This is a genomic window from Geobacter benzoatilyticus (genome assembly GCF_017338855.1).
Taxonomy (GTDB): Bacteria; Desulfobacterota; Desulfuromonadia; order Geobacterales; family Geobacteraceae; genus Geobacter; species Geobacter benzoatilyticus.
Window position 1 is genome coordinate 2,595,692 of record NZ_CP071382.1, and the last position, 26,335, is coordinate 2,622,026.

The 26,335-nt window shown below is 51.2% G+C and carries 19 protein-coding genes and 2 pseudogenes; 18 read left to right on the top strand and 3 right to left on the bottom strand.

From position 1 onward, the window contains the following. Positions 1–15 precede the first annotated feature (15 nt). From JZM60_RS11905 to JZM60_RS11970, 14 genes and pseudogenes are all read left to right on the top strand, one after another. Positions 16–1,326, top strand: coding sequence for an O-antigen ligase family protein (locus JZM60_RS11905; protein ID WP_207162669.1), 1,311 nt, complete (start codon positions 16–18; stop codon positions 1,324–1,326). Continuing rightward, a complete protein-coding gene (locus JZM60_RS11910; RefSeq protein WP_207162670.1) occupies positions 1,310–2,530 on the top strand; it encodes a glycosyl hydrolase in 1,221 nt (406 codons plus the stop codon). Before JZM60_RS11905 ends, JZM60_RS11910 begins: the two co-directional genes overlap by 17 nt. Before the next feature lie 15 nt (positions 2,531–2,545). Next, positions 2,546–3,724 carry a glycosyltransferase gene (locus JZM60_RS11915; protein WP_207162671.1) on the top strand — a complete coding sequence of 393 codons (1,179 nt, stop codon included), beginning with the start codon at positions 2,546–2,548 and terminating at the stop codon, positions 3,722–3,724. Further along, positions 3,711–4,457 (top strand): WecB/TagA/CpsF family glycosyltransferase, encoded by a 747-nt coding sequence (locus JZM60_RS11920; RefSeq protein ID WP_207162672.1) that lies wholly within the window; start codon positions 3,711–3,713, stop codon positions 4,455–4,457. Before JZM60_RS11915 ends, JZM60_RS11920 begins: the two co-directional genes overlap by 14 nt. A gap of 26 nt (positions 4,458–4,483) precedes the next feature. After that, complete coding sequence (locus JZM60_RS11925) at positions 4,484–5,437, top strand: UDP-glucuronic acid decarboxylase family protein (RefSeq protein ID WP_207162673.1); 954 nt, start codon at positions 4,484–4,486, stop codon at positions 5,435–5,437. Between the two features lies 1 nt (position 5,438). Next, positions 5,439–6,869, top strand: a complete 1,431-nt coding sequence (gene wbaP, locus JZM60_RS11930; protein ID WP_241426431.1) for an undecaprenyl-phosphate galactose phosphotransferase WbaP — start codon at positions 5,439–5,441, stop codon at positions 6,867–6,869. 3 nt (positions 6,870–6,872) lie between these two features. Beyond that, positions 6,873–7,049 (top strand): annotated as a pseudogene (locus tag JZM60_RS11935) (DUF4372 domain-containing protein); the annotation flags it as partial. A gap of 64 nt (positions 7,050–7,113) precedes the next feature. Continuing rightward, on the top strand, positions 7,114–8,196 hold the full coding sequence (gene gmd / locus JZM60_RS11940) for a GDP-mannose 4,6-dehydratase (RefSeq protein WP_207162675.1): 1,083 nt from the start codon (positions 7,114–7,116) through the stop codon (positions 8,194–8,196). After that, entirely contained in the window at positions 8,189–9,163 is a 975-nt protein-coding gene (locus JZM60_RS11945; RefSeq protein WP_207162676.1) for a GDP-L-fucose synthase family protein, read from the top strand. The genes gmd and JZM60_RS11945 overlap by 8 nt, the downstream gene beginning before the upstream one ends. A 154-nt stretch (positions 9,164–9,317) precedes the next feature. Beyond that, positions 9,318–10,726, top strand: a pseudogene (locus JZM60_RS11950) (sugar transferase). Between the two features lie 2 nt (positions 10,727–10,728). Next, positions 10,729–12,396, top strand: coding sequence for a capsule assembly Wzi family protein (locus tag JZM60_RS11955; protein ID WP_207162677.1), 1,668 nt, complete (start codon positions 10,729–10,731; stop codon positions 12,394–12,396). 167 nt (positions 12,397–12,563) lie between these two features. After that, complete coding sequence (locus tag JZM60_RS11960; RefSeq protein ID WP_207162678.1) at positions 12,564–12,941, top strand: four helix bundle protein; 378 nt, start codon at positions 12,564–12,566, stop codon at positions 12,939–12,941. A gap of 386 nt (positions 12,942–13,327) precedes the next feature. Next, on the top strand, positions 13,328–14,644 hold the full coding sequence (locus JZM60_RS11965; protein WP_207162679.1) for an ATP-binding protein: 1,317 nt from the start codon (positions 13,328–13,330) through the stop codon (positions 14,642–14,644). 92 nt (positions 14,645–14,736) lie between these two features. Then, entirely contained in the window at positions 14,737–14,943 is a 207-nt protein-coding gene (locus JZM60_RS11970) for an AbrB/MazE/SpoVT family DNA-binding domain-containing protein (protein WP_207162680.1), read from the top strand. Between the two features lie 7 nt (positions 14,944–14,950). Here JZM60_RS11970 and JZM60_RS11975 read toward each other — a convergent pair whose 3' ends face one another. Both JZM60_RS11975 and JZM60_RS11980 read right to left on the bottom strand, forming a co-directional pair. Next, complete coding sequence (locus JZM60_RS11975) at positions 14,951–16,198, bottom strand: ATP-binding protein (protein ID WP_207162681.1); 1,248 nt, start codon at positions 16,196–16,198, stop codon at positions 14,951–14,953. A gap of 224 nt (positions 16,199–16,422) precedes the next feature. After that, positions 16,423–17,838 (bottom strand): MBL fold metallo-hydrolase RNA specificity domain-containing protein, encoded by a 1,416-nt coding sequence (locus tag JZM60_RS11980; RefSeq protein WP_207162682.1) that lies wholly within the window; start codon positions 17,836–17,838, stop codon positions 16,423–16,425. Between the two features lie 217 nt (positions 17,839–18,055). Here JZM60_RS11980 and JZM60_RS11985 point away from each other — a divergent pair, with 217 nt between their 5' ends. The 4 genes from JZM60_RS11985 to hrpB all read left to right on the top strand — a co-directional run bounded on the left by JZM60_RS11985 (position 18,056) and on the right by hrpB (position 25,494). Continuing rightward, on the top strand, positions 18,056–20,905 hold the full coding sequence (locus JZM60_RS11985) for an SLBB domain-containing protein (protein ID WP_207162683.1): 2,850 nt from the start codon (positions 18,056–18,058) through the stop codon (positions 20,903–20,905). A gap of 20 nt (positions 20,906–20,925) precedes the next feature. After that, positions 20,926–22,095, top strand: coding sequence for a VanZ family protein (locus JZM60_RS11990; RefSeq protein WP_207162684.1), 1,170 nt, complete (start codon positions 20,926–20,928; stop codon positions 22,093–22,095). A gap of 90 nt (positions 22,096–22,185) precedes the next feature. Then, positions 22,186–22,866, top strand: coding sequence for an HAD family hydrolase (locus tag JZM60_RS11995; protein WP_207162685.1), 681 nt, complete (start codon positions 22,186–22,188; stop codon positions 22,864–22,866). Between the two features lie 102 nt (positions 22,867–22,968). Continuing rightward, on the top strand, positions 22,969–25,494 hold the full coding sequence (gene hrpB, locus JZM60_RS12000; protein WP_207162686.1) for an ATP-dependent helicase HrpB: 2,526 nt from the start codon (positions 22,969–22,971) through the stop codon (positions 25,492–25,494). Positions 25,495–25,507: 13 nt separating this feature from the next. Here the strand turns inward: hrpB and JZM60_RS12005 are convergent, their stop codons facing one another. Further along, positions 25,508–26,212, bottom strand: coding sequence for a M23 family metallopeptidase (locus JZM60_RS12005; protein ID WP_207162687.1), 705 nt, complete (start codon positions 26,210–26,212; stop codon positions 25,508–25,510). Positions 26,213–26,335 lie beyond the last annotated feature (123 nt).

Here is a 26,335-nt window from a genome sequence, read left to right on the forward strand (position 1 = left end):
CATAGAGATATTAGTATGAAAATTCCAAAACAAGCTATTTTCAAGTTATGGTTAGTGTTGGCTATTTTCCCAATTTTTTCAATCGATAAGGTCGATTTCCTTGGGTTTGAGGCTCAATCTGAGTTTGCATACAGTAAGATTTTGCGATTAATTTGGTTATTATTGGTAATATTGGTCGGCACAATTTCATGCATACATGAAAGGAAAATTTTACGTAAAGGATGTATGAACAAATATTCGATGTTATTACTTTTGAATATTTTTTTTGTTCTAGTCTCTATTATTATTAATACGCCAACAAATGTCATTGCGTGGTACAGATCTTTCGAATTAGTAGTTATACAGATTTCATTATTAATTTTAGTAACATTGTTCAAACACAGGATTGATTTGCACGCTATTTGCTTATTAATAGCAAAATCGATTATAGCTACTTTTTGGATATTGCTAATAGTTGTTTTTGCGTTGGGTATTGTAGACATAAGATACATTTTAATGTCAGAGATACAAGGCAGGTTAAGGCTAGGAGGATATGCGTATAGTCCTAACGCCTTATCAATATTTTTAACTACAGTTCTTGTTTCAATGTATTACTGTTTGTCGCTTAAAAAATATAACGTTTTTTATGGATGTGCTATCGTTATATTGATACATTATATGGTATTGCTTACTGATAGCCGAACAGGAATTGCTGTCATGACAGCCATAGATGTTTTGTTTCTGTGGAAGAATATCATATGTGTAAAATTCAGTAGTTTGATAAGAAAGCAGTTGCTAGCTGTGCTAATGACCATGTTATTAATATTGATTTTTATGGTTAGTGATCCATATGCAATAATAGAAAAATTAGGTTCAGGAGACGACCCTCTACAAGATTTGTTAACTTTAAACAATAGGGCTTCTATATATTTAACGGCATTTGCTGGCATTTATGCTAGACCAATGTTCGGTTATGGTTATGTTGAAGGGGTGAAAAAGTTCCTTGCCGAGAATTATAGCCTCAGCTATTGGTTACCACCACATACACACAACATACTATTGGAGATTGTTTTGTCTCTAGGCGTTATAGGTGCGATACCGTTGTTACTATATGTAATGTTGAGCGTAGTTAAGGTGTTGAAATATTTATTTACAGATAATACGAGCGCGCATACTTTATATTTAAGTACTGTAATTTTTTCCATATTAATATCATCTGTTACCATGGTACCTATTGGGAATATTGTTTTGAATAATGGTACAATTTACTATTTATGTACATATGTGTTTTTGTCTTTTGAAATGCATAATAGTTGTGGGCCTAATAATTATGAAAAAGTTTTATGAGATTGTTATTTGTATTTTTATAGTATTAATTGTAGGCATGTCAAATGCGAAGACCAATGTTGAATATATCCCTGAAGAATTTTTTGGCATGCATGTACAACATTTAGACTCGTCTGGATGGCCATTAGTTAAGTTTAAATCACTACGACTTTGGGACTCTGGTGTACGCTGGGATAATATAGAAGTTGAAGATAATGAATTTAATTTCAAAATGTTAGATTTTTATATCAAGTCAGCGATAGATCATAATGTTGATGTCCTTTATACTATGGGTATGACACCAACATGGGCATCAGGTCGCCCTAATGAGCCTAGTGTTTATGGTAAGTCGGGGATCGCTGCTGAACCTGTTAATATTGAATTATGGAAGAGATACGTTAGAAAGATTGTTGAAAGATATAGAGGTAGAATAAAATATTACGAAATTTGGAATGAACCTGCTGAAAAAGGTTTTTTCTCTGGTGACATTATAACATTGGTAAAAATGACAAAAGAAGCACATGCTATAATTAAATCTGTTGATCCTGCTGCAAGGATTGTTTGTCCGCCTTCTACAGCAAAAAAGAATGGCATTGCTTGGTTAGATGAGTTCTTACGATTAGGCGGGGGAGATTATATTGATATTGTTGGTTACCATTTATATGTTCCAGGTAAGCCAGAATTAATGGTTAAAGTAATTAGGCATGTAAAAAATATTATGGGAAAACATAATGTTGTAAAACCAATTTGGAACACTGAGACCGGATGGAGCAGAAATGTAGCAATACCTCCAGGGTCTGATGCTGCCTATGTTGCACGAAGTTACATTATTAATTGGTCAGAAGGTGTTGAACGTTTTTTCTGGTACTCTTGGGATAATACCAATTGGGTAAGTATAAATATGATTAATAATTATGGGGGACTGACTGATTCTGCTATAGCTTATGGTACGATTCAAAAATGGTTGGTAGGCACAAGGATGTTAAGTTGTACTTCATCTAAAAACCAGACATGGGAATGTGTATTGTTAAATAAGGATAATTCATTAGCCAAAATTTTGTGGACTGAGGAAGGGCAAACGGAATATTTATTTAATGACAACATACGAATTGATTATATTGAAAACTTAAATGGTAAGCATTTGAAATTTAATAATAACCGATTTGTGCTGGACTGTTCACCCGTGTACGTGAAATATTCTCTTGTGACTATAAATAATATCTAATTTTAAGTAGGTTATATGAAAGTCTTAATTGCACATAACCATTATCAGATGTCTGGTGGCGAAGATATAGTCGTAAACTCCGAGTATAAATTGTTGTTAGGACGTGGGCACCAAGTTGAACTGTATGCTGTAAGCAATGATATAGTTGATGGTACATATGCAAAAGTACTTACAGCTATTAATTCAAAGTATTCAAAAAAAACAAGAATTGAATTCACTGATAGACTAAAGCGTTTTAGGCCTGATGTTGTCCATGTCCATAATTTTTTCCCGTTGTTAACACCTTCAATATATGATGCCTGCCGGGCTTTTAATATTCCTGTGATACAAACTCTACACAATTATAGATTGCTATGTTGTGGCGCAATGCTATTACGTAATGGTAGCATATGTACTAAATGTATAGATGATTCTCTTCTTTATGGTATTTACCACCGATGTTACCGGAGATCTTTCCTGGGGAGTCTTTTTCTCACACGAATGATACGTTACCATAATAAATGCAGGACATGGAATAGTAAGGTTGATTATTTCATTGCCTTAACCGAATTTTCACGCAGGATTTTTATCGATGCTGGATTCCCGCACGATAAAGTTGTTGTTAAACCAAATTTTTCAAATTCGGAACCTTACAAAGATTATACTTCAAACAGATCTGGTGCCATATTTGTTGGTCGACTTAGTGAGGAGAAGGGTATAGAAAATTTAATGGAGGCTTGGAGCGAAATCACTTTACCATTGAAAATAGTTGGTGATGGACCGCTTCGGAATAAGCTTCAGGCAGTTGCTCCAAAGAATGTAGTTTTTATGGGTAAAATGGATTCAGAACAAGTCCTGCGTGAAATGCAGTCTGCTGAGTTTCTTATTGTCCCCTCTGTATGGTATGAGGGTTTTCCAATGGTTATAGTTGAGGCTTTTTCTGCTGGATTGCCTGTACTTGCTTCAAGGTTAGGGGGGATGGCTGAAATAGTCAAGGATGGTGTGACAGGACTTCATTTTAACTCAAATGATATTATTGATTTGCGCGCTAAGATTGAATGGGCATTTGCAAACAATAGTTCAATGAAAGAAATGGGAGCACGTGCTTACCAAACATTTTGTGAAAAATATACTGCAGATGAGAACTATAAGCATTTGATAGGAATTTATTCTAAAGCAATTTATGGATATAAACTTCATTATGAAAAAAAATGAATATTCTACTGTTGTTGGTGTCAGGGTAGATACTATTTCCTTTACTGATGCATTAAGATTTATTTTAGATAAGGCTAAGAGTCGGCTCTCTGGGTATGTTTGTGTGGCTAATGTGCATATGGTGATTGAGGCTTATGATGACCCTTCTTTCAAGCAGGTATTGCTAAATGCCGACCTTGTTATCCCTGACGGAATGCCGCTGGTGACAGCATTGAAGAATAATTATGGGGTATCTCAAGATAGGGTTGCTGGTATGGATATTTTCCCGGTCTTATTGGATAAAGCAGCGGTAGAGAATATCCCTGTATTTTTTCTTGGGTCTACTGATGATGTTCTTGAGAAGATAGAGCGACGTGCCCGCGATGAATATCCCAATATTACGATTGCAGGTACTTATTCTCCTCCCTATCGCAGACTTACAGAAGAAGAAAATATTGAGATAGAACAAATGGTAAACAATTCAGGTGCTGGACTACTTTTTGTTGCTTTTGGATGTCCCAAGCAGGAAAAATGGATGTTTTCGCATGTCAAATCAATACACGCAATTATGGTCGGGATAGGAGGTGCTTTTCCTGTTTACGCTGGTTTGCAAAAACGTGCTCCAGTCTGGATGCAACGTTTGTCACTCGAATGGTTCTATCGTCTTTTACTAGAACCACGTCGTCTTTTCAAAAGATATTTCTATACTAATACAAAATACCTATATCTCAGATATTTAAAGATTGCTGAGTGATTGTACAAATATGGGGTACAGAAATTATGAGAGTGCTAGTTACTGGTGGTGCTGGATTTATTGGATCACATCTTTCTGAGCGTCTGTTGAAGGATGGTCATGAAGTGATTTGTCTGGACAACTTTTTTACTGGTTGTAAAAACAATATTGATCATCTTATGGATTATCACCAATTCGAATTGATTCGCCATGACATAATAGAACCAATTCTTCTTGAAGTTGATAGGATATATAACTTAGCATGCCCTGCATCGCCTGTCCATTATCAATTTAATCCTGTTAAAACAATCAAAACTAGTGTTATGGGTACCATTAACATGCTAGGCCTTGCGAAGCGAGTTAAGGCGAGGATTCTTCAAGCATCAACCTCAGAGGTTTATGGTGATCCTCTAGTTCATCCTCAGACTGAAGATTACTGGGGTAATGTTAATCCTATTGGTATTAGAAGCTGTTATGATGAAGGGAAGCGAGTGGCTGAAACACTTATGATGGATTATCATCGCCAAAATGGAGTTGATATCCGAATTGTGCGTATATTTAATACTTATGGCCCTCGAATGGCAGAAAATGATGGCAGGGTTGTTTCCAATTTTGTTATACAAGCGTTAAGAAATGAAGAAATTACAGTTTATGGTGATGGGTCACAAACACGTTCTTTTTGTTTTGTTAGTGACCTTGTGGAAGGTCTGGTTAGTATGATGGAAAACGAGCTAGACTTTGTTGGACCTGTTAATCTTGGAAACCCAGTGGAAAACACAATTCTCGAATTCGCTGAGAAGATAGTTAGTATAACTGGCTCTAAATCTAAGATTGTTTTTAAAACTCTTCCAAAAGACGACCCGAAGCAGCGAAAGCCTGACATTACATTAGCTAAATCCAAACTAGATTGGTCTCCATCTATAGACTTGGTGGCTGGCCTCAGATCAACAGTTGCTTACTTTGAAACTCAATTATCAAAAGGAGCTCGTAGACGTGATTGATATGAACACCTCTCAAATCGCTTTGCGTTTGTTTTATGAACGTAAGTGGGTGAAATGGGTGAAGGTTTCGATTGATATTTTATCTCTTCAGATCGCTCTTGTTTTTGTGTGGATGGTTTGTTCCTATTTTAGCGATTGGTTTCAGCTGGAATTGTCTGCTCAAACATACTGGGATCTGTCAATTGCTCTGCTATTGATACCTCTAACATATTGGCTTATGAAATTGTATCCTGGTTATGGGCTTGCAACTGTTGAGCGTTTTAGACGCCGAGTCCGTGCCACGTTTATTTTTTTTGTTGGATTTATAAGTTGGGATTTTTTAGTTAATTGCTCAGGGCGGTCAATGGCGATAATTTTGTTGACCTTTATGTTTGCGTTAATACTTCCTCCGATATTTCAGTATTTGGGAAGGCGTTTATTACTTTACTTCGATTGTTGGGGAATGCCTGTAATTATACTGGGTGCAGGAAAGACAGGTGAACAGCTTGTTCGGAATCTTATTAGTGATAAGAATTTGGGGTTAAGACCGATTGCTGTACTTGATGATGATGAAAGCAGATGGGGCGAATCAATTGTAGATGTTCCGATTGTTGGCGGTTTCAGCAAAGCCTCAGAATTTAATACCACAGTCACATGTGCTTTTCTGGCTATACCTGGGGCAGGGAGGTGTCGAATTGCGGAACTCGTTAGAAATTTGCCATTTTCATCAGTAGTCATAATTCCGGATTTGTCAGGCATCCAAAGCCTTTGGGTTGAAGTGAGAGATCTTGATGGCGTAGTTGGATTGGAATTAAAGAAGAAGCTACTCCAGCGTAGTAATTGGTATTTTAAGCGGTTCATGGACTATTTTATTGGTCTGCCCCTGTTTATCCTCAGTATTCCCGTTTATGTTTTGGCTGCTTTGTGGATTGTGATAGTCAGCCCGGGTAACCCCTTTTACTGCCAAGTACGTGAGGGGGTGAATGGTATAAAGTTCAAAGTATGGAAATTACGTACGATGTATCCTCAAGCTGACAAGTTATTGAATGAATATTTAGAAAGCAATCCTGCTGCAAAAACTGAATGGAATACTTATTTCAAACTAAAGAATGATCCTAGAATAATCAGAGGTATCGGCTCTATCTTACGCAAAACTAGCCTTGATGAACTCCCTCAACTATGGAATGTGTTGAAGGGAGAAATGAGCCTAGTGGGACCTCGGCCATTTCCTCATTATCATTTAGAAAGGTTTGATGAGGATTTTAGGTGTCTACGTCGTAGTGTTCTGCCAGGCATGACGGGCTTATGGCAGGTTTCTGCACGTAGCGATGGAGATTTACAGGTGCAAGAGTCACTTGATACGTATTACATTCGAAATTGGTCAATATGGTTAGATGTTTATTTGTTGGGGCGAACATTCGCAGTGGTATTGTCAGGTAAGGGAGCGTATTAGTTTGTTTTTAAGCAACTTTTCCAGTTTTCCCCTCGGGACGATTTCAATTACTGCGTCGGCCCGTACCGATGTGAGCACAGAGTCAAGAAGTTCTCAACCTATGACCAGTTCCTCTGTTTGTCATATATCCAGATAGTCGGTTGCGAGAGTCTGTGGGATATCCAAACTTCAATTAATAACCTGACAGTAGTGGTATTTTTCATTTTGTGTCACGCAAGACTATTTTAAGATAGGTGGGAGATAAATGAAAAGAGCATTAATAACCGGCATAACAGGCCAGGATGGTGCCTATCTGGCCGAACTGCTGCTGGAAAAGGGCTATGAGGTTCACGGTATCAAGCGTCGCGCCTCCCTGTTCAACACCGATCGGATCGACCACCTTTACGAGGACCCCCACGTAGACAACCGGCGCCTGGTCCTGCACTACGGTGATATGACTGACGCCACCAATTTGATCCGGATTATCCAGACTGTGCAGCCGGACGAGATTTACAACTTGGCAGCCCAATCCCATGTCCAAGTCTCCTTCGAGACCCCGGAATACACCGCTAATGCTGACGCCATGGGTCCCTTACGCATCCTAGAGGCGATCCGCATTTTAGGATTGGAAAAGAAAACCCGCTTCTACCAGGCCTCTACCTCTGAGTTGTACGGTCTGGTACAGGAAATCCCCCAAAAGGAGACTACTCCCTTCTACCCCCGCTCACCCTATGCCTGTGCCAAACTGTACGCCTATTGGATTACGGTTAACTACCGCGAGGCTTATGGTATCTATGGCTGCAACGGTATTCTCTTTAATCATGAATCCCCTCTACGGGGCGAGACTTTTGTAACCCGCAAGATTACCCGTGCACTGGCCCGTATCAAATTGGGGCTACAGGATTGCCTCTATTTGGGAAACCTTTCAGCGCTACGGGATTGGGGACACGCCAGGGACTATGTAGAGATGCAGTGGCTGATGTTGCAACAACCGGAGCCTGAGGACTATGTTATTGCCACTGGTCATCAATATAGTGTGCGAGATTTCGTCAATGCTGCTGCGGAAGAGTTGGGCATGAAGATTTCTTGGCATGGCAATGAGGTGGACGAAACCGGCTGCGATCAGAACGGCAAGGTAATCGTCAGGGTTGATCCGCGCTATTTCCGTCCTACCGAGGTGGAAACCTTACTGGGTGACCCCAGCAAGGCCCACCAGAAGCTGGGATGGAAGCCGCGCACCAGCTTTCAAGAACTGGTGGCCGAGATGGTGCGGGAAGATCTTAAAAGCGCCGAGCGGGATGAGCTGGTCAAAAAACACGGATATAAGGCTTTTGATTATCATGAATAAAGACTCCAAAATTTTCGTCGCTGGTTCTAATGGATTGGTCGGATCTGCTTTGGTCCGTCAACTGATCACGGCAGGCTATACCAATCTCGTTACTCCAGAAATCAACGAGCTTGACTTAACCGATCAGTTGGCTGTAGCAAATTTTTTTACTACTGAAGCACCTGAATACGTCTTTTTGGCAGCCGCAAAGGTAGGTGGCATTCATGCCAACAACACCTATCCGGCTGAGTTTATTTATTTGAACCTCGCCATCCAGATTAATGTGATTCACCAGTCTTACCTGCATGGTGTTAAGCGCCTGCTGTTTCTAGGGTCTTCCTGCATCTACCCCAGGCTGGCACCGCAACCTATGAGAGAGGAACATCTTTTGACCGGCCTGCTGGAGCCGACCAATGAACCGTACGCCTTGGCCAAGATCGCTGGTATTAAAATGTGTGAATCTTACAACCGTCAATATGGTACAAAGTTTATTGCCGTGATGCCAACTAACCTCTATGGCCCCGGCGATAACTTCCATCTGGATAATGCTCATGTCATGCCGGCTTTGATCCGCCGCTTACATGAGGCGCGAGAGGCCCGCTTGCCGGAGGTGGTAGTCTGGGGTAGCGGCACGCCGATGCGCGAGTTCCTTTTCGTTGATGACATGGCGGATGGTTGCTGCTATCTGATGAACCTGCCGGAAGAGCAGCTTAAAGCTGAGTTACTTAACTACCCAGAACCGTGCTTCGTCAACCTCGGTACTGGTGTTGACGTGACGATTCGTGAGCTGGCCGAAACGATCCGCGAGGTGGTCGGTTACCAGGGACGGTTAACGTTTGATCCCAGCAAGCCCGATGGTACGCCACGAAAATTGCAGGATGTTTCGCGTATGGAGGCTCTCGGCTGGCAGGCGCACATTACTCTGCGTCAAGGGATTGAGCGGACTTACGCTTGGTTCGTTGACAACATGGGCCGGTGGCGCGGTTAGGGATTACTCTCAGTTGTTGTCATAAGCATTGTCTCCGGCTGTGATGATTCGATAGCTTCTAAAAAAACCATCTTATCCTTCACTGAAGGGCAATGCCCTTATTTTTTAGCCCCATAAAGATAGATTCTCTTTTGTTTTATGGAGATTTTTGCTGATGCTCAAGCAGCAAGCGCGGCTTTTTAGAAGGATTGCAATAACTCTTGACCTCTGCGCTGTAGTTGCCGCTTTTATTTTTGCATTTTATTTGTGGTCGCTGGAAGTACATCTCCCTCCATTATGGCATTATTTGTGGGCTCTTCTGATTATCTCTCCTGTCTGGTTCTTCCTACTGACTCGTTATACCATGTACGAATCCCTCCGGACGCTTACTTTTGGCCAGATTCTATCCAAGCTTCTCCAGGTCCAGATATATGGTGGAATGATAACGGCCTCTTTGCTGTTTCTTGCCCAACCTTTCGATTTCAGGCGCCGTTTTTTCTTCTACTTTCTCATCATTTCCTTTCTGATAATTGCCGGGGAAAAGGTCGGGATTAAGCTGCTGTTGGGCGCGATGCGTCGGCGCGGTTATAATACCCGCAATCTGTTGATCGTCGGCACGGGCAGAAAAGGGCTCGAATTTGCTCAGGTGGTCGAACGCCATGCCGACTGGGGTTTGAAGGTCGTCGGGTTTATTACCTGCCTGGATGAACGGCCGCAAGACGACGATTTCAAATATGAGATCTTGGGAGGGCTTGATGATCTTTGCACTGTGTGCAAGACCCGTTCGGTTGACGATGTGGTGTTTTGTCTCCCGCACCGTTCTAAAGGGGTGATCGAAAGCCATCTCAGGGACATGAGCGATATGGGGATTAACGTCCGGATGGTGCTTGACTCGTTCATTGCTGATGGCTCACGGCGTGAATTGAGCATGTTTCATAATACTATTCCGATGATAACTTTTTACAGTCGGCCTTTCGATGCCGGCCAACTGTTCCTGAAACGTTGCCTCGATCTTGTGGGTGCGGTGATCGGGTTGCTGATTACCGCTCTACTCACCCCTTTCATTGCCCTGGCAATTAAGCTGGAATCGCCCGGACCGTTGTTGTTCGGTCAGGAGCGGGTCGGTATGAATGGCCGAACATTTACCTGTTGGAAATTTCGCTCAATGTACGTGGATGCTGAAGCACGGAAACAGGAACTGATGCACCTCAACGAGATGCAGGGTGCGATTTTCAAGATCAAAAACGATCCAAGGGTGACGCGGGTGGGCGCTTTCTTGCGCAAGACGAGCCTGGATGAACTCCCGCAGTTCTGGAACGTGCTGATGGGGAAATGAGCCTGGTCGGTACAAGGCCGCCTACGCCTGCTGAGGTGGCAGAATACGAGAACTGGCACCGGAGGCGGATTTCGATGAAGCCTGGAATTACTGGGATGTGGCAGGTCAGCGGGAGGAACCAGATCAGTGAATTCGATGAGATCGTTAAGCTAGACCTGCGCTATATCGATCAGTGGAGCATATGGTTGGACATCAAAATTATTATGAGGACCGTGGTTGTGGTATTTTTCGGCCGCGGGGCGTGTTGAACATGGTTAAAATCGGTTCGATTCTTGTTTTTCTTGTCTTTGCCCTATTCGGGGTGACCGGTCGTTGCTGGGCTCTTGCTTCCAACAACATCCCCCTGGATAGTCCCATTTACCAGTATCTGGACAAGCTTGCCGGTTTTGACCTTATAGATACCGATATAAGGGGACTTAAACCGTATTCCAAGGCCGAGGCAGCTCGTCTGCTGCTGGAAGCCGAATCCAACCTGGCAAGAAAGGAAGAAGTTATTCCTCCTTTTGCCTTTGACCTCATCAAGAGGGTCCGTGAACTGATCCCCCGTGAAGCATCCCTCAAGAAAGATGGCGCTGCTCCTCTGTTTGACTACAATCTCTTTTCTGCTGCGCGCTTGAGATACATTTATCTCGACGGTGAGCCCCGCAGCTACAACCGTCCCGCCTGGGACCGCAGCCACCAGAGTGCTTTTGGCTTCATCGGGGGAGATCTTCGCGACCAGCCTGGTGGCGTGGTTCATCACTATGGCACTGAAGGAACCCCTCTGATGGAGAACAACGAGGGAGTGACGTACGGTGACGGCAACAGTGCCGAGTTCCGCTGGAGCATGGAAGGTTTTGTCTCCGATACGATTTCCTTTCTTGTTGAACCTCAGGTTTTGACTACTCCTGGCGGGAATGGGGGCGACCGGGAGAATGATCTGGATTTGCAGAAGGGATACCTGAAGATCGGTAGCGGCGGACTTGAGCTTGAAGTCGGCCGGGATGAAAACTGGTTTGGTCCGGGCAGGCGCGGGGCGGTGACGCTTACCAATAATGCGAAAAATTTCGATATCGTAAAGCTTTCAAGCCCCGAGCCGATCGATGTGCCCTGGATTAAGGAGCATCTGGGACAGGTCAAGTATTCTTTGATCTTTTCGCGGTTTGACGAGACGGGAGCGGGGGAAGATCGCCGGCAACCTTATTTTATCGGCATGAAGCTGGCGGTGAAGCCCAATTCATGGTTTGAAATCGGTGGCAACTTCGTGCGCCAAGAGGGGGGGCCGGGCCATAGCAACAAAGATACCTCGCTCAAGGATTTCATCTTTGGTGGAGGCAATACCGATGTAAGCAACACCATTGCGGGGATCGATCTCCGTTTCCGGTTGCCATGGTTGAGAAATACCGAGATATATGGCGAGTATGCCGGGGAGGATTCGGCTTCTTTCTGGCCTTTCATTGAGAGCTACGTGGCGGGAATCTATATCCCGAGATTGACGACTGACGGAAAGAATGACCTGCTGTTCGAATTCTTCTATGGAACCCCGATCCTTTATACCGATCACAACTATCCTGTCACGGGTTATACCTACCATGGAATGACGGTCGGCCATTCACAGGGGGGGGCGGCCATCGAGTTCTATCTCCGCTACAGCCACTGGTTCTCGGTGCGCAACAACCTGGCCCTGGAGTTTATCCGCACTGACCGCGGACATGAAGGGCGAGTCACGGTTGACGCTGATGGAAGGTTTGACCCGAACGGCGTGATGCAGGCTATCGAAAAGAAACATGCCGGCCGCGTTTCCTGGACCCTCCCGCTTTACGGCGATGTGGACATGAATCTGCTGTACGGCATCGAGAAGATAAAGAATGTGGACCTGGTGGCTGGAGATGACCGCACCAATCAGCTCTTTAAGATGGAATTGCGGTATAGGTATTGAGGGTGAGCGAGGGCGTGAGGGAGCGAGTAGCGAGGTAGCGAGTAGTTAGGGAGTAAGTAGCGAGTAGCGAGTAGCGAGGGTGCGAGTAGCAAGGTAGCGAGGTTTTACTATCTCACTATCTCACCATCTCGCTCCCTCGCTATTTCAAGCAAGTAGTGAGGGAGTAAATGGAGAAGCCGCATAGAAAATTGTTGGTTTGGGAGAAATCCGTTGAGCTGGCTTCGATGGTTTATCGGATAACGGACAATTTCCCTCGACATGAACAATTTGGCATTTCCAGCCAAATGCGGCGTTCAGCTGTGAGTGTCCCGTCGAATATTGCAGAGGGTGCTGCGAGAAAAGGTGGGAAAGAGTTCGCTAATTTCATCAATATTTCAAGGGGATCATTGAGTGAACTGGACACCCAGATTGAAATTGCTTCGCGAACCGGACTTCTACCCGACTCACAACGGCAGGAAATCGAGCCGCTTATGGAAGAGGTCGACCGTCTCCTTTACGGTCTTTACAGGGCGGTAGGGAGGGGTAGGGAGGGAGTAGCAAGGTAGCGAGTAGCAAGTAGCGAGTAGCGAGTAGCAAGTAGCGAGTAGCAAGTAGCGAGTAGCAAGTAGCGAGTAGCAAGTAGCGAGTAGCAAGTAGCGAGTAGCAAGTAGCAAGTAGCAAGTAGCAAGTAGCAAGTAGCAAGTAGCTCGGTCTCGCTTCCTCGCCACCTCGCCACCTCGCTCCCTCGCTCCCTCGCTCCCTCGCTATCTCGCTCCCTCGCTATCTCGCTATCTCGCTATCTCGCTATCTCGCTATCTCGTATTGTACAGAGAGAATTGAAGGAGAATATTGTTTGGCTGGAAATATTTGTTGCCAGTTGATGGGTTGGCTGGCAATATTCATTACCACTTGCGATTTGGCTAGCCCTTGTGAATGCCGGAGAATGTAAGCCATGATTGCCATGCTGAAAGAGATAATCCTGGATTTTCAGGATGTTGAGCTTGAAACTGGAGTGCCGCGCCGGGTCAAGGTTACACCGGTCGCCGGGAAGGCAACGGTCTGCATCGGTGTGCGCCGCTGTGGGAAATCAACCTTCATGTTTCAGTTCATTAAACGGTTGCTGGAAAGCGGGGTACCAAAACAGAACATTCTGTACCTGAATTTTTTTGATGACCGGCTGCACGGCCTTCAGCACTATGGCTTGGGGGCTGTCCTCGAAGCCTATTTTTCTCTTTATCCGGCGAAGAAAAATACGGAAAAGGTTTATTGCTTTTTTGATGAGATACAGGTGGTCAATGGCTGGGAATCTTTTGTGGACCGTCTGATGCGCATGGAAAAGTGCGAGGTCTTTATTACCGGTTCATCGGCGCAGATGCTGTCAAGGGAAATTGCTACCCAGATGCGGGGGCGCGCCCTCTCGTGGGAGATGTTCCCTTTCTCGTTCCGTGAGTTTCTTGACTCCAAGGGAATTGATGGCAGTGGTCCCTTTTCTACCAAGCAGCGGCTTATGGTGCAGAAGGCGTTCGAGGAATACTGGGATTCGGGCGGATTCCCGGAGGTTGTCGGCCTTGCACGGTCTTTGCGGATAATGATTCATCAGGAATATTTCAACGCGGTGCTTTTCCGTGATCTGGTGGAACGCCACGACATTTCCCATCCCCGGGCCGTGGCTGATCTGGCTCACCGGCTCGTGGACAATACATCGTCGCTATACTCGGTCAATAGTCTTACCGGCTATCTGAAGTCATTGGGCCACAATGCTCCCAAGTCGGCGGTCTCCGATTATCTCGAATGGTTCGAGGATGCCTATTTCCTGTTCACCGTGCGCATCTTTGATTGCTCCCTGGCCAGGACCAACGCCAATCCGAAGAAGATCTACTGTGTTGACCATTCACTGGTGAGCTCGGTTTCTTCGGGAATTCTGGTCAATTCCGGGCATCTTCTTGAGAATCTCGTTTTCACGGCCCTTCGCAGGGTTACCCCTGACATCTTCTATTTTAAGAGTAAAGGGGGGCGGGAGGTTGATTTCATTGCCCAGTTTCAGGGGCGCCGGCTATTGGTGCAGGTCTGCGAGTCGCTGTCTGACCGGCAGACCCGGGGGAGAGAGGTTTCTGCTCTTTCTGACGCCATGACTGAACTCAGCCTCTCCTCAGGGATTATCGTTACCCGTAACGAGGAGGAGCGGATCCAGCTGGAGTCGGGGAGTATTGATGTTGTTCCCGTTTGGCGATTCCTGCTGAATTTGCAGGAACAGGAGAGTGGTGAGTAGCAAGGGAGCGAGATAGCGAGTAGTGAAAACGTGAAGCATGATTGACCACTCCTCCTGCTATTGTTACCAAGTCTTACCGTGGGAGGTGTTCTATGGAAACGAGCAAGCTATCAAGCAAGGGACAGATAATCATTCCAAAAGCGGTGAGGGAGGCCCATCATTGGTGGGCAGGCATGGAGTTTGTGGTTGAGAGTTCCGGAGACGGTGTCATCCTCCGGCCGCGCAAGCCTTTTCCGACAACTCGCCTGGAAGATGGTGTCGGCTGTGCTGGATACGAGGAAAATTTTATGGTGAAGTGAAACCCCGCTACAGTAATGAAGATATCGGTACGGCGTGGAAAACCGTCTCGTTGATTCTGAAAGGCAGAACCTTGTCTCCTGAATAGAACAATATGCCGTGTAGAAATTTGTCCCTTGTATACTCTGCAAATATTGACAGCCCTGAAAAATCCTCCGGCTTAACGGTCATGGATGCCTTGACTTCAACTCCTATTACTTTTCCGTCGCTCCGTTCGATAACAAGATCGAGTTCGTGCCGGGCTGTATCGCGGAAGTGATAAAAGTTCACATCTTCTTCCGACCAGGTGGCGTGTTTCAGTAGTTCGCTGAAAACAAAATTTTCCACCAGACCCCCGAAAAACTGGGAGGTGTGAATCGTTTCGGATTTTTTCAACCCCAGAAGGTGACAGGCCAGACCTGTGTCGACAAAATGAAGTTTGGACATTCCTACCACGGCACGCTTGGCGCTGTTACGCATGTAAGGGTGTAACCGGCGGATTATGAACATGAGCTCAAGGATTTCCATATACCGTTTCACTGTTTTGTCGTCCTGTGACAGATCGTTGGCTATGTTGGCATACTTGATGAGATTGCCGGCCATGCCGGCCAGATTGCGGATCAGGGCCGAAAGCTTTGTGTGATAGTCTCCTTTGGCGTGATGCATGATCTCGAAGTCTTTCAGCAAGCGTCCTTCAATGTATGAAGCAAACCAGACGCTCCGTGAGCGGGGGGATTTGGCGATCGCTTCGGGATATCCTCCTTCTATAAGGAGATCCCCCAATTCTTTTCTATCCAGCGGTTTCAGTATAGTGTGCTCGAATGCGCCGCCGATGAGCCAGTCAATTGCATTGAGTGCCCCATGGTGTCGCTCCGCTTGCGATAAGGGATATAATTCAAGCCTAGCCATATGTCCCGGCAGAGATTCCTGGACCTGTGCTGAGCGAAAAATGTCGGATGATCCGGTGAGGAGAAAAATGCCTTTCTGCCCGTTGGCTGCGTCGGAAACCATCTTTATGGCACCTACCAGGTTTGGGGCCATCTGAAATTCGTCCAGCACGAGCGGTGTCGGCAGAGATGCAAGCACTCCCTGCGGGTCGCTCAGAGCAGAGGCTGCCAAGGCTGCATCATCGAGGGTGTAGTAGGCAATTCCCTGTTCCTTGGCGATTTCTCTGACGAGGGTACTTTTACCCGCCTGTCTGGGGCCGGTCAGGTACACGATGCGGAAATCGTTAAACAACTCCATGAGACGTGTTTTGATGTGCCGCTGATAAATCATGCTATTACCCCCCATGGGGTAAAATGTATTGCATAATCCGAGATTAGTAAAGACAAAATCCGAGAAAGGTGACATTAAAATCCGAGAAATTTACCGTTGAGGCTGCTCGTGGGGGATTTGTCATCGGCTTTGTGCACCCGTTTGAAAAAATGTACTAGCGTTCCGCAGCTTCCATTCGGTGGAAAAGATTTATTCATTAGCCACGGACGTACACGGACAAGTCCTTAACGCTCACTTAGCGCTTCCTCCAGCCCCTTGCGTGCCTCCTCTTCGCCGTGAACGATCCGGATGGTTCGGGGCGGCACGGGGATACCGCGTACGAAGTTGACCAGGTCCCGCTGGTCGGCGTGGGCCGAGTAGCCGCTGATGCTGTGAACTGCGGCCCGTAGGGGGTAGCTGCCGCCATCAAGTTCGATGGAGATTGTTTCGCCGGTTTCTTCCCGCGTTCCCGCCGCTTCGAGGATTTCTCTCCCCGGTGTCCCGTGGGCCTGGTAGCCGACGAAAAGGATGTCGGTGCGGGGATCGCCCATGAGGGCCTTGAGGTAGTTGACGATACGACCCCCTGCACACATGCCGCCGGCGGCGATGACAATGCAGGGGCGGGCGGTCTTTTTCAGGTAATCCACCGTGCTCCGGTGATCCGCATGACTCTCAATGACGGTCATCTGTTCGAATGACAAGGGGTGGCGCCCCAGGGAGACGGTTTCCAGCGCTTCCTGGTCCCACAGGTGGCGGAGGCGGTCGTAGACTTCGGTGATGCGGAGCGCAAGGGGGGAATCGACAATGATTTCCAGGTCGTCCCAGGGGAGTTCTTCCGCAGCTTCGTCGTTCCGGTGTTCGGCAATGAGGGCTTCGATCTCGTAGAGCAGTTCCTGGGTTCTGCCGATGCTGAAGGCCGGAATGAGGAGCGCGCCGCGGTTCTCCAGCGCCTGGATGATGACCTGCCGCAATTTGTCCTTCCGCTGTTCGCGCCCTTCGTGGAGGCGGTCGCCGTAGGTTGATTCCAGCACCAGGATATCGGCTCGCTCCGGCGGCGCCGGGTCGGGAAGCAGCGGGGTGTAGGGTGCGCCCAGGTCACCGGAGAATACGACGACTGTGTCGCTCTCTTTTTCGGCGTTATCCGACACTCCTGCCCCCTGGCCATTTACTCTCAGTTCCGCATATGCCGAGCCGAGAATATGCCCCGCCGGTTGAAGACGGAGCGAGACGTCGGAGCCGCCCCAGGTGCCGGCTTTGTGCCAGACACCGTAGGGCAGGGGGACAAGGCGTTTTTTCATGGCAGTGATGAACCGGTTGATGAGTTCTTCGTCGCGGGTGATCCCCACCTTGACGGCGTCTTCAAGAACCAGCGGCAGGAGGAGTGCCGACGCTTCGCTGCACCAGATGGGTCCTTTGAAACCCGAGCCCAGGAGGTGGGGTATGCGGCCACAGTGGTCGATATGCACATGGGTCAGGACCAGGCCCTGGATCTGGTCGATGGGGAAGTCGATGAAAGGTGAATGTTCATTTCCCCTGCCGGTTCCGGCATCGCGCCCCTGAAAAAGACCGCAGTCCACGAGGATGCTCGCATCGGGAGAGACGACAAGTTCGTGGCATGAGCCCGTTACACCGTGCTGTCCGCCGTGGTGGATTATTTCCATCGGATCTCCTGCTAATAATTCAAAAACTATTAGTAATAGATAATAAACTGGTCGGGTAAAGTCAAGGCAGTTCACGTTCCACCGGCAAATCTACGGTTCGGCGCAGACGAGTATTTCGGGTTGACGGAGAGGGGGATAACAGGGTACTTATCTTTGTTCGTTACCCGGCATTTATCAAGGTCATTTTTTAAGCTAGCCATAAGTTCATGAGGGGCCAATGAATCTATCCAAACAATCGGCATTATTGTTTTTTCTGCTGGCTTTGCTTGCCGTCGCGACAGTCTGTTGGGCGGTGGATCCCGGCGTTACCGGAAGCACTATGGAGTATCCGCGAACCGGCGGCAGCTATGCCGTGCCGACCGGCGGGTATGCAGCGCCGGGGCCGGGCAGCTACGGTTCGGCGCAACTCCCTGAGTCCAGCCTCTATGGCGGGGGAGCCGAGCGTTCTCAGGCGTCTCTACCCGTGACCGGCGGTAGTGAGAAGGAACTTGGCCCAAAACTGATGCTTAAGGCTGAGCCGGGCGATGGCCTCGTGTCACTCACCTGGTCGATTACGGGGGTACGGCAGAAAGGCGAGGAAATGCCGTCCCGCTTTATGGTGCTGTACGGGACTGAACCCGGCAATTATCTCAAGGCTGTGCCGGTTGGCGATGCCACCTCGTTCCGCGTTCGGGAGCTCAAGAACAATCAGATTTACTACTTCAGGGTTCAGGGGCTGCCGGTGACCGGTGTCCGGGGAGAACAGCCGCCGCTGATTTCTGAAGAGCAGAGCGTGACGCCTGTGCCGGTTGAAGAGTTGGGTTCGCCCCTGGAGCGTGCCTTCGCCCGCAAGAGCCCTACGCTTCTCGACAAGATTGAGCCGGCCCCGGTGGACCGGAGCCTCAAGCAGTTCGGCTATGATTTCTTCAAAAACAGTATTGCCAACCTGCCGTCGGCGGATAATCTGCCGGTCGGCTCCAATTATGTGGTCGGCCCGGGAGATTCGCTGCGGATCGATGTTTGGGGGAGCCTCCAGGCCCGCTACGATGCGGAGGTGGACCGTAACGGCGAGATTACCGTTCCCAGGGTCGGCTCCGTCAAGGTGTGGGGGCTCACCTATGCCCAGGCACGGGAAGCCATCGATAAGGCGTTTGCCCGCTATTACAAGGGGTATGAGCTGAATGTCACGCTCGGCAGCCTGCGGACCATCCAGATATATGTGGTTGGCGAGGTTGAGGTGCCCGGCACCTACAATGTGAGTTCCCTTGCCACCGTTATCAATGCCCTGGCAGCCTCGGGGGGGCCGTCCAGGAACGGCAGCCTCCGTTCGGTCAGGATATCCCGCGGCGGGAAACCGGTGCAGGAACTGGATCTCTATGACATGTTCCTTAACGGCGACCGGAGCCGTGACATCCGCCTTGAAAACGGCGACACCATTTTCGTACCGGTAATCGGGCCGGTGGCCGGCGTGGCCGGTGAGGTCAAGCGCCCCGGCATCTACGAAATCAAGGGGAAAACCTCCTTGCCGCAGCTGCTTGCAATGGCCGGAGGGATTACCGCTGCCGGCGATACGGGACGGATTCAGCTGGAGCGGATTGAGGGGAACAGCACCCGGGTCGTTGCCGATTATGTGACCGGCGGCAAGTCTCCGGAGACGGAGCTGGCCGAGGTCGAGGTGCAGGACCACGATATGGTGAACGTCTTTCCGGTCCGCGAGGCGATGCGCGAAGTGGTGACCCTGACGGGGAACGTGGCGCGTCCCGGCGCCTATCAGTTCCGCAAGGGGATGCGGGTGAAGGATCTCATTTCGGACACGTCGGTTCTTCTTCCCGAGTCCTATCTGGAGAGTGTTGAGATTGCTCGCATCTTGCCACCCGATTACCGGCGCGAGGTTCTGACCGTCAACCTGCGCGAGGCCCTCAAGGGGAATCCGGCCGACAATGTGGAGTTGCAGGAGCAGGATACGGTCAAGGTGTTTTCCCGTGAAGAGATGGTGGAGCTCCCCCGCGTTGCGATCAGCGGGCAGGTGGTGAATCCCGGAGAATATGACTACTTCCCCCGGATGACGGTCCGGGATCTGGTGACCGCGGCGGGAAGCCCCAAGCGCAACGCCTATATGGAGAGTGCGGAGCTGACCAGGGTGACCATGGGGGAAGGGAGCGCGGGGACTGCCCGTCTGGAGATCAACCTGGGCAAGGCGCTTGCCGGCGACCCGGCCCATAACCTCACCCTCGAACCGGAAGATGCCCTGATTGTGCGGGGAATCGAGAACTGGCTGGAGGCGACCGATCGTTTCGTCACCCTGAAGGGGGAGGTGAAGTTCCCCGGAACCTATTCCATCGCCAAGGGTGAGCCGTTGAGCTCAGTTATCGAACGGGCCGGTGGGTTCACTCAAAAGGCTTACCTGAAGGGTGCCCGTTTCATGAGGAAATCGGTCCAGGAGGAACAGCAGAAGCGGATGGACGAGGTGATTGCCCGGACCGAGCAGGAGATCCTCCGCAAGCAGGGTGAACTGGCGGCGATTGCGGCGTCAAAAGAGGAGCTGGAAGCAACCAGGGCAGCCCTGGATGGGCTCCAGAAAAGTCTGAACAAGCTCAAGTCGGCCCGTGCCGAGGGGCGCGTCGTGATCCGTCTGGCACAACTGGACTCGTTCAAAAAGTCCCCCTACGATCTGGAGCTTATGGGGGGGGATGTCCTCGAAGTGCCCCAGATTTCCAGCGTAGTGAACGTAATGGGGCAGGTTTTCAATCCCACTTCTTTTGTCCATCTTCCGGGCGAAGATGTGGCCCATTACCTGAAAGATGCCGGGGGGACTACACGGGACGGCGAAGAGGACGACATGTACATAATAAGCGCCGACGGTTCGGTTCAGAGCCGTCAACAGTCGTCCTTCGGCATCCACTGGAGCGATTCGCAGCGCCGCTGGACTTTCGGCGGGTTCATGGCAATGGTTCTCGATCCGGGGGACACCCTGGTCGTACCCCAGAAACTGGAGCGGATTGCCTGGATGCGCGAGATCAAGGATATAACAACGATCGTGTCGCAGATTGCCCTGACCGCCGGGGTGCTTGTGGCGGCGGGACTGTGATCGGAACAACTTCCATGGGGATGTTGGAGTCAAGGTGGTTCAGGGTATTTCTCCTCGTCGCCTGGGGAACGGCCATTGTCTGGTTTTCCCTCGACCCCTCGCCACCTAAGCCGCAAATTGAACTACTGGCGTGGGACAAATTTCAGCACGCCGTGGCCTATGGGCTTTTTGCCCTTCTGGTCTGGAACTGCCTGGTTACGTATCGACAGTGCCGCCGTCATTGTCTGCTAATGGCGTTTGGAGGTTCGGTTGTGCTGGGCGCCCTCCTGGAGGTTGCCCAGGGGGTACTTACAACCTCCAGGAGCGCCGATTTCCGCGATCTGATCGCCGACGCGCTGGGGGCTGGTATCGTCTGTCTCGCTGTTGCCGTCTGGCGTGCCCGGAAGCTGCCCCTTGCCGTCGCCGTTTTTCTGCTCATCGTGATATCCGTTCAAGAGGGTGGGGCTGCCGAGAGCGGAAGTATCGGCTCTTTTGTCTCCACCGAAGCCGTGACGCTCCGCGATGAAACCGGAGAGTTCCTCGCGACCCCGTTCCGGACCGGGAACGGTGAGGTCATCGGCACTCTGGCTGTTGCCGGAGCGGTGGGGCTGACCTATCTTTTCGATTACGACATCCGGGACGAGGTGCGGCGGACCCATGGCCGGAACCTCGACCGTGCCGTCGATGCTGGAAACATCGTTGGCAATCCGTTCCTCCACCTGGGGGTGGCGGGTGTTGTATGGGGGGGAGGGGTGCTGGCCGATTCTCCCCGCTGGCGCGATACGGGGCTCATGATGGGGGAAGCGGCGATCATTGCCGATGCCGCAACCTTGGTGCTGAAGGAGGCCGTGGGGCGCGCCCGCCCCCTGACCGGAAACAGCAAGGGGAGTTTCCGGCCGTTCCAGTTCAAGTCAGATTATGATTCGTTACCTTCCATGCATACGGCCAGTTCCTTTGCCATGGCTTCGGTTATCACCCGTACTTCGGGGAGCGTGCCGGTGGGGCTTCTTTCCTATGCCACCGCTGCCTTTGTGGGCTTCTCGCGGATTTACGACGACAAGCATTGGGCCAGCGACGTGCTTTTGGGCGCAGCCATCGGTGAACTTGCCGGGCGGGTGGTCACGAACCATTACGCACGGAAGGGGAATATTGCGGTGGTTCCGGCTGTCAGCGGTTCGTCGGCGGCCCTGCTGCTGGTAAAAAAGTTCTAGCAACCGGGATTACTGGGCTGGGACGGGGACGGGGGCTGCTTTCCGTTTGCCCGGTCCCCGGTCCCCGGTCCCCGGTCCCGGAGGTTCTTCATGCTTTCCGCAGTCATTTTCGATTTTGACGGCATAATTGTCGATACCGAACCGCTTCACCACCGGGCCTTCCAGGAGATACTGGAGCCCCTGGGGCTGGGCTATTCCTGGGAAGAGTACGTGAATCTCTACATGGGATTCGACGACCGCGATGCCTTCCGCGAGGCGTTCCGGGTCCATGGACGGACGCTGAACGATCACGATCTTGAACTCCTCATCGAGCGGAAGGCGGCAGCATTCCAGGAGATTATCTCCCGAGGTGTCGTCCCCTATCCTGGAGTCGCAGAACTTATCGAAGCCATCACCGGCTCGCTTCCCCTTGCCCTTTGCAGCGGTGCCTTGCGGAGCGACATTCTCCCCATCCTGTCCGGATTGGGGCTGTCGAATGCCTTCGACGTGATGGTGACGGCGGAGGAGGTGAGCGCCAGCAAGCCCGACCCCGCCAGCTATGCCCTGGCCGTGGAGCGTCTTGCCGCGGCTTTCCCCGAGCGCCGGATTGCCCCCGGCTTCTGCATCGCCATCGAAGACACCCCTGCCGGCATCGCCTCCGCCACCGGCGCCGGCATTCCCGTTATCGCCGTCACCAACAGCTACCCTGCCGGAAAACTCTCCGGAGCCGTCAAAATTGTCGACTCCCTTGCCGGGCTGACCCTGACGGATTTTGAGAATATGGCGAGATAGCGAGGGAGCGAGAGGGTGAGATAGCGAGATAGTAAGACCTCACTACTTGCTACTTGCTACTCGCTACTTGCTACTCACTACTTGCTATCTCGCCATCTCGCTATGCCTCTCCCTATTGACGACATCCTGCCTCAGCTGAAATCATCCCTTCAGGTCCGCAATTCGGTCGTCATCCAGGCCCCGCCGGGTGCCGGAAAGACGACCCGGATCCCCCTTGCGCTTCTCGACGCCCCCTGGCTTGCGGGAAAGGGGATCATCATGTTGGAGCCGCGCCGCCTCGCCGCCACCAATGCGGCCCGCTGGATGGCGGCCACCCTTGGCGAGGATGTGGGCGGAACCGTCGGCTATACGATCCGCTTTGACCGGAAGGTGTCGCGGCGTACCCGGCTGGAGGTGGTGACCGAGGGGGTGCTGACCCGCCGGCTCCAGTCCGATTCGTTTCTGGACGGGGTCGGGGCGGTGATTTTCGACGAGTTCCATGAGCGGAGCATCCACGCCGATTTGGCCCTGGCGCTTTGCCGCGATGTGCAGCAGGGGCTGCGGGAAGACTTGCGGATAATCGTCATGTCGGCGACCCTCGATGCCGCGCCGGTTGCGGCGCTCCTGGACGACGCTCCGGTAATCACCAGCGAGGGGAGAATTTTCCCCGTTGACATCCGCTATCTTTCCGAGGATTACAGCGACCCTCTTCCCGTAGCCGTTGCCCGCTCGGTCCGATTAGCCCTGGCCGAAACCGAGGGGGATATCCTCGCCTTTTTGCCCGGAGCGGGCGAGATTCGCCGTTGCCGGCAGCTTCTGGAGGATGGGGGGCCGCTGCCGTCATCTACCGCGGTAACACCTCTCTATGGGGACCTCCCCTTTGCCGATCAGGAGCGGGCCATTGTCCCCGCCAAACACCGGAAGGTGGTGCTCGCGACCAATATCGCCGAAACGAGCCTCACCATCGAAGGGGTGCGGGTGGTTATCGACAGCGGCTACTGCCGCCGTCTTCGTTTCGATCCGGCATCGGGTCTTGAACGGCTCGTAACGGAACGGATAACGGCAGCCTCGGCGACCCAGCGGGCCGGAAGGGCCGGTCGGTTGGGCCCCGGCGTCTGCTACCGCCTCTGGACCGACTATGCCAACAGGGGCCTCACCCCCGCCAATCCTCCCGAAATCATAACTTCCGATTTGACCCCGCTGGCCCTGGATCTGGCCGCCTGGGGGGTGGCCGGCCCCGCATCCCTCGCCTGGCTTACGCCCCCTCCCCAGGCTGCCTACCAGGAGGCGCAACGGCTCCTCGTGCAGCTGGATGCCATTAACTACAATGGAGCAATCACCGATACCGGCCGCAGGATGGCGGAGCTGCCGGTCCATCCACGGCTGGCGCATATGCTGATGAAGGCTGCCGGGCGCGGGCTTGCTCCCCTTGCATGTGACGTTGCTGCAATTCTCTCGGAACGCGATATTGTTAAGAACATATTGGAAGGAGGCGTGGAGCGGAGCGAGAGCGACATGTTGCTGCGGATAGAAATGCTGCATGCATGGCGCTCTCAGAGGCGTCTTCCCTCGATTGATGCTGCTGCCTGCCGTACCGTTGACCGCTCGGCGCACCACTTGCGCAAACTGCTCAAAGCAGGGAGCGGAGAAGCTGCCGGGGCCGTAGATGGCGATACCGTGGCGCTTCTGCTGGCTTGGGCCTACCCGGACCGGATCGCCATGCTCCGCGGCGGCGAAGGACGGCGATATCTCCTCGCGGGGGGGCGGGGCGCCGTTCTTTCCGGTCGGAGCGTGGTGCATGACGAACCGCTCGTGGTTGCCTACGAGGTGGAGCGTGGCGAGCGCGGGGACGATCTCATCCGCCGAGCGAGTGTTCTTGCTCGGGAAACCTTGAGACGAGAGTTTGCCGACGGCATCGTCAGGGGGCGATCCGTTGAGTGGGATGACCGTGAGGGGAGGGTGTCGAGCCGGGAAGAGGAGCGATTCGGTGCCCTCATACTTGAAAGCAGGCCGGTCGCCGCCACCGCCGAAGAAGTGCGGAATGCACTTCTGGAAGGAATTGTGCGGGGGCCGGCACTATCTGTGCTGCACTGGTCGGCCGCCGCGCGCCGTTTCAGGGCACGGGTGTATCTCATGGCCCGGCTTTTTCCCGACGAGGGGTGGCCCGATCTCTCCGGAGAAAAACTTCTCGCGACCCTCGGCGATTGGTTGGGACCCTGCCTGGACGGAGTCCGGCGGCTTTCCGACGTGGCGGCGGTCGATCTACTGCCCCCGTTGCAGGCGCTCCTCCCCTGGAACCTCCTCCGCCGCCTGGACGAGGGGGCGCCGACCCATCTGGCGGTTCCGAGCGGTTCGCGGATCCCCCTCGACTATGGGGAGGACGGCACGCCGGTCCTGGCGGTGAAGCTCCAGGAGATGTTCGGCCTGGCCGATACCCCCACGGTGGCATGGGGGAGGGTGCCGGTGCTCATTCATCTCCTGTCGCCGGCCGGCCGCCCCCTTCAGGTGACCGCCGATTTGCGGGGATTCTGGAACGGCGCCTACCAGGAGGTGAAAAAGGAGATGCGGGGCCGCTACCCGAAGCACCCCTGGCCCGATGATCCCTGGACGGCGGTGCCGACTCGCAAAACAAAACGGCATGGGGAGTGAGACGGAGGGTTAGTTAGTGGATGTTGCCGAAGTAGAGGGTGCCGTCGGCCTGGACGATCCGCCGGATGACATCGGCCGGCTTGCGGCCGGCGGCGTTGCCCGCTGCGGCTCCGGCGGCGAGATAGGAAGAGGTGATGTTGGTGTCTCCCCGCCACGCTTCGAAGTGGAGGTGAGGACCAGTTGAGCGCCCCGTGGAGCCTGATAGGGCAATGGGGGAGGTCCCGTCAACGTCGCTTCCCTCCGTTGCCAGGTTTACCGAATTATGGGCATAGAGGGTCATGGTGCCGTCTCCATGTTCAATCATGACCATATTGCCGTAGCCGCCGCGCGAGCCGGAGAAGATAACTCTCCCCGGTCCCACGGGGCGGACTTCTGTTCCTTCGGCAACGGCTATGTCTATGCCGTGGTGCTCCCGGAGGGTGCCGTTGATGGGATCGTGGCGAAGCCCCACCAGCGAAGATATCCTCCCCTGAACTGGAAGTGCCCGAGACGATGCCTGGGATGCCGCAGCCTTCCCTTCGTTGGCGATGCTGCTTTTGTGGGCGGTAATGCCCCGTTTGCCCCGGCGCTCCTTGATTACCAGTGTCGTCCCGCTTTTGGCGGGGGCATCGGTGAAACAGATTACTCCCTCGTCATCCACATATCGGTAGATGTCGGCAACCCCTTCACGGGGGAAGGCAAGAGTAATGGCCGCCAGTATCAGTGCTTTTATTTTCATGGTTTCAATTCGCCGGGGAAATTTACATGTACTATACCTATCGGCATTACAACAGGCAAGCTTGAGCTACTAACAAGTGTATTGACCATTCGACCCCCCTCATTCCCCCCTATGAAATAGGGG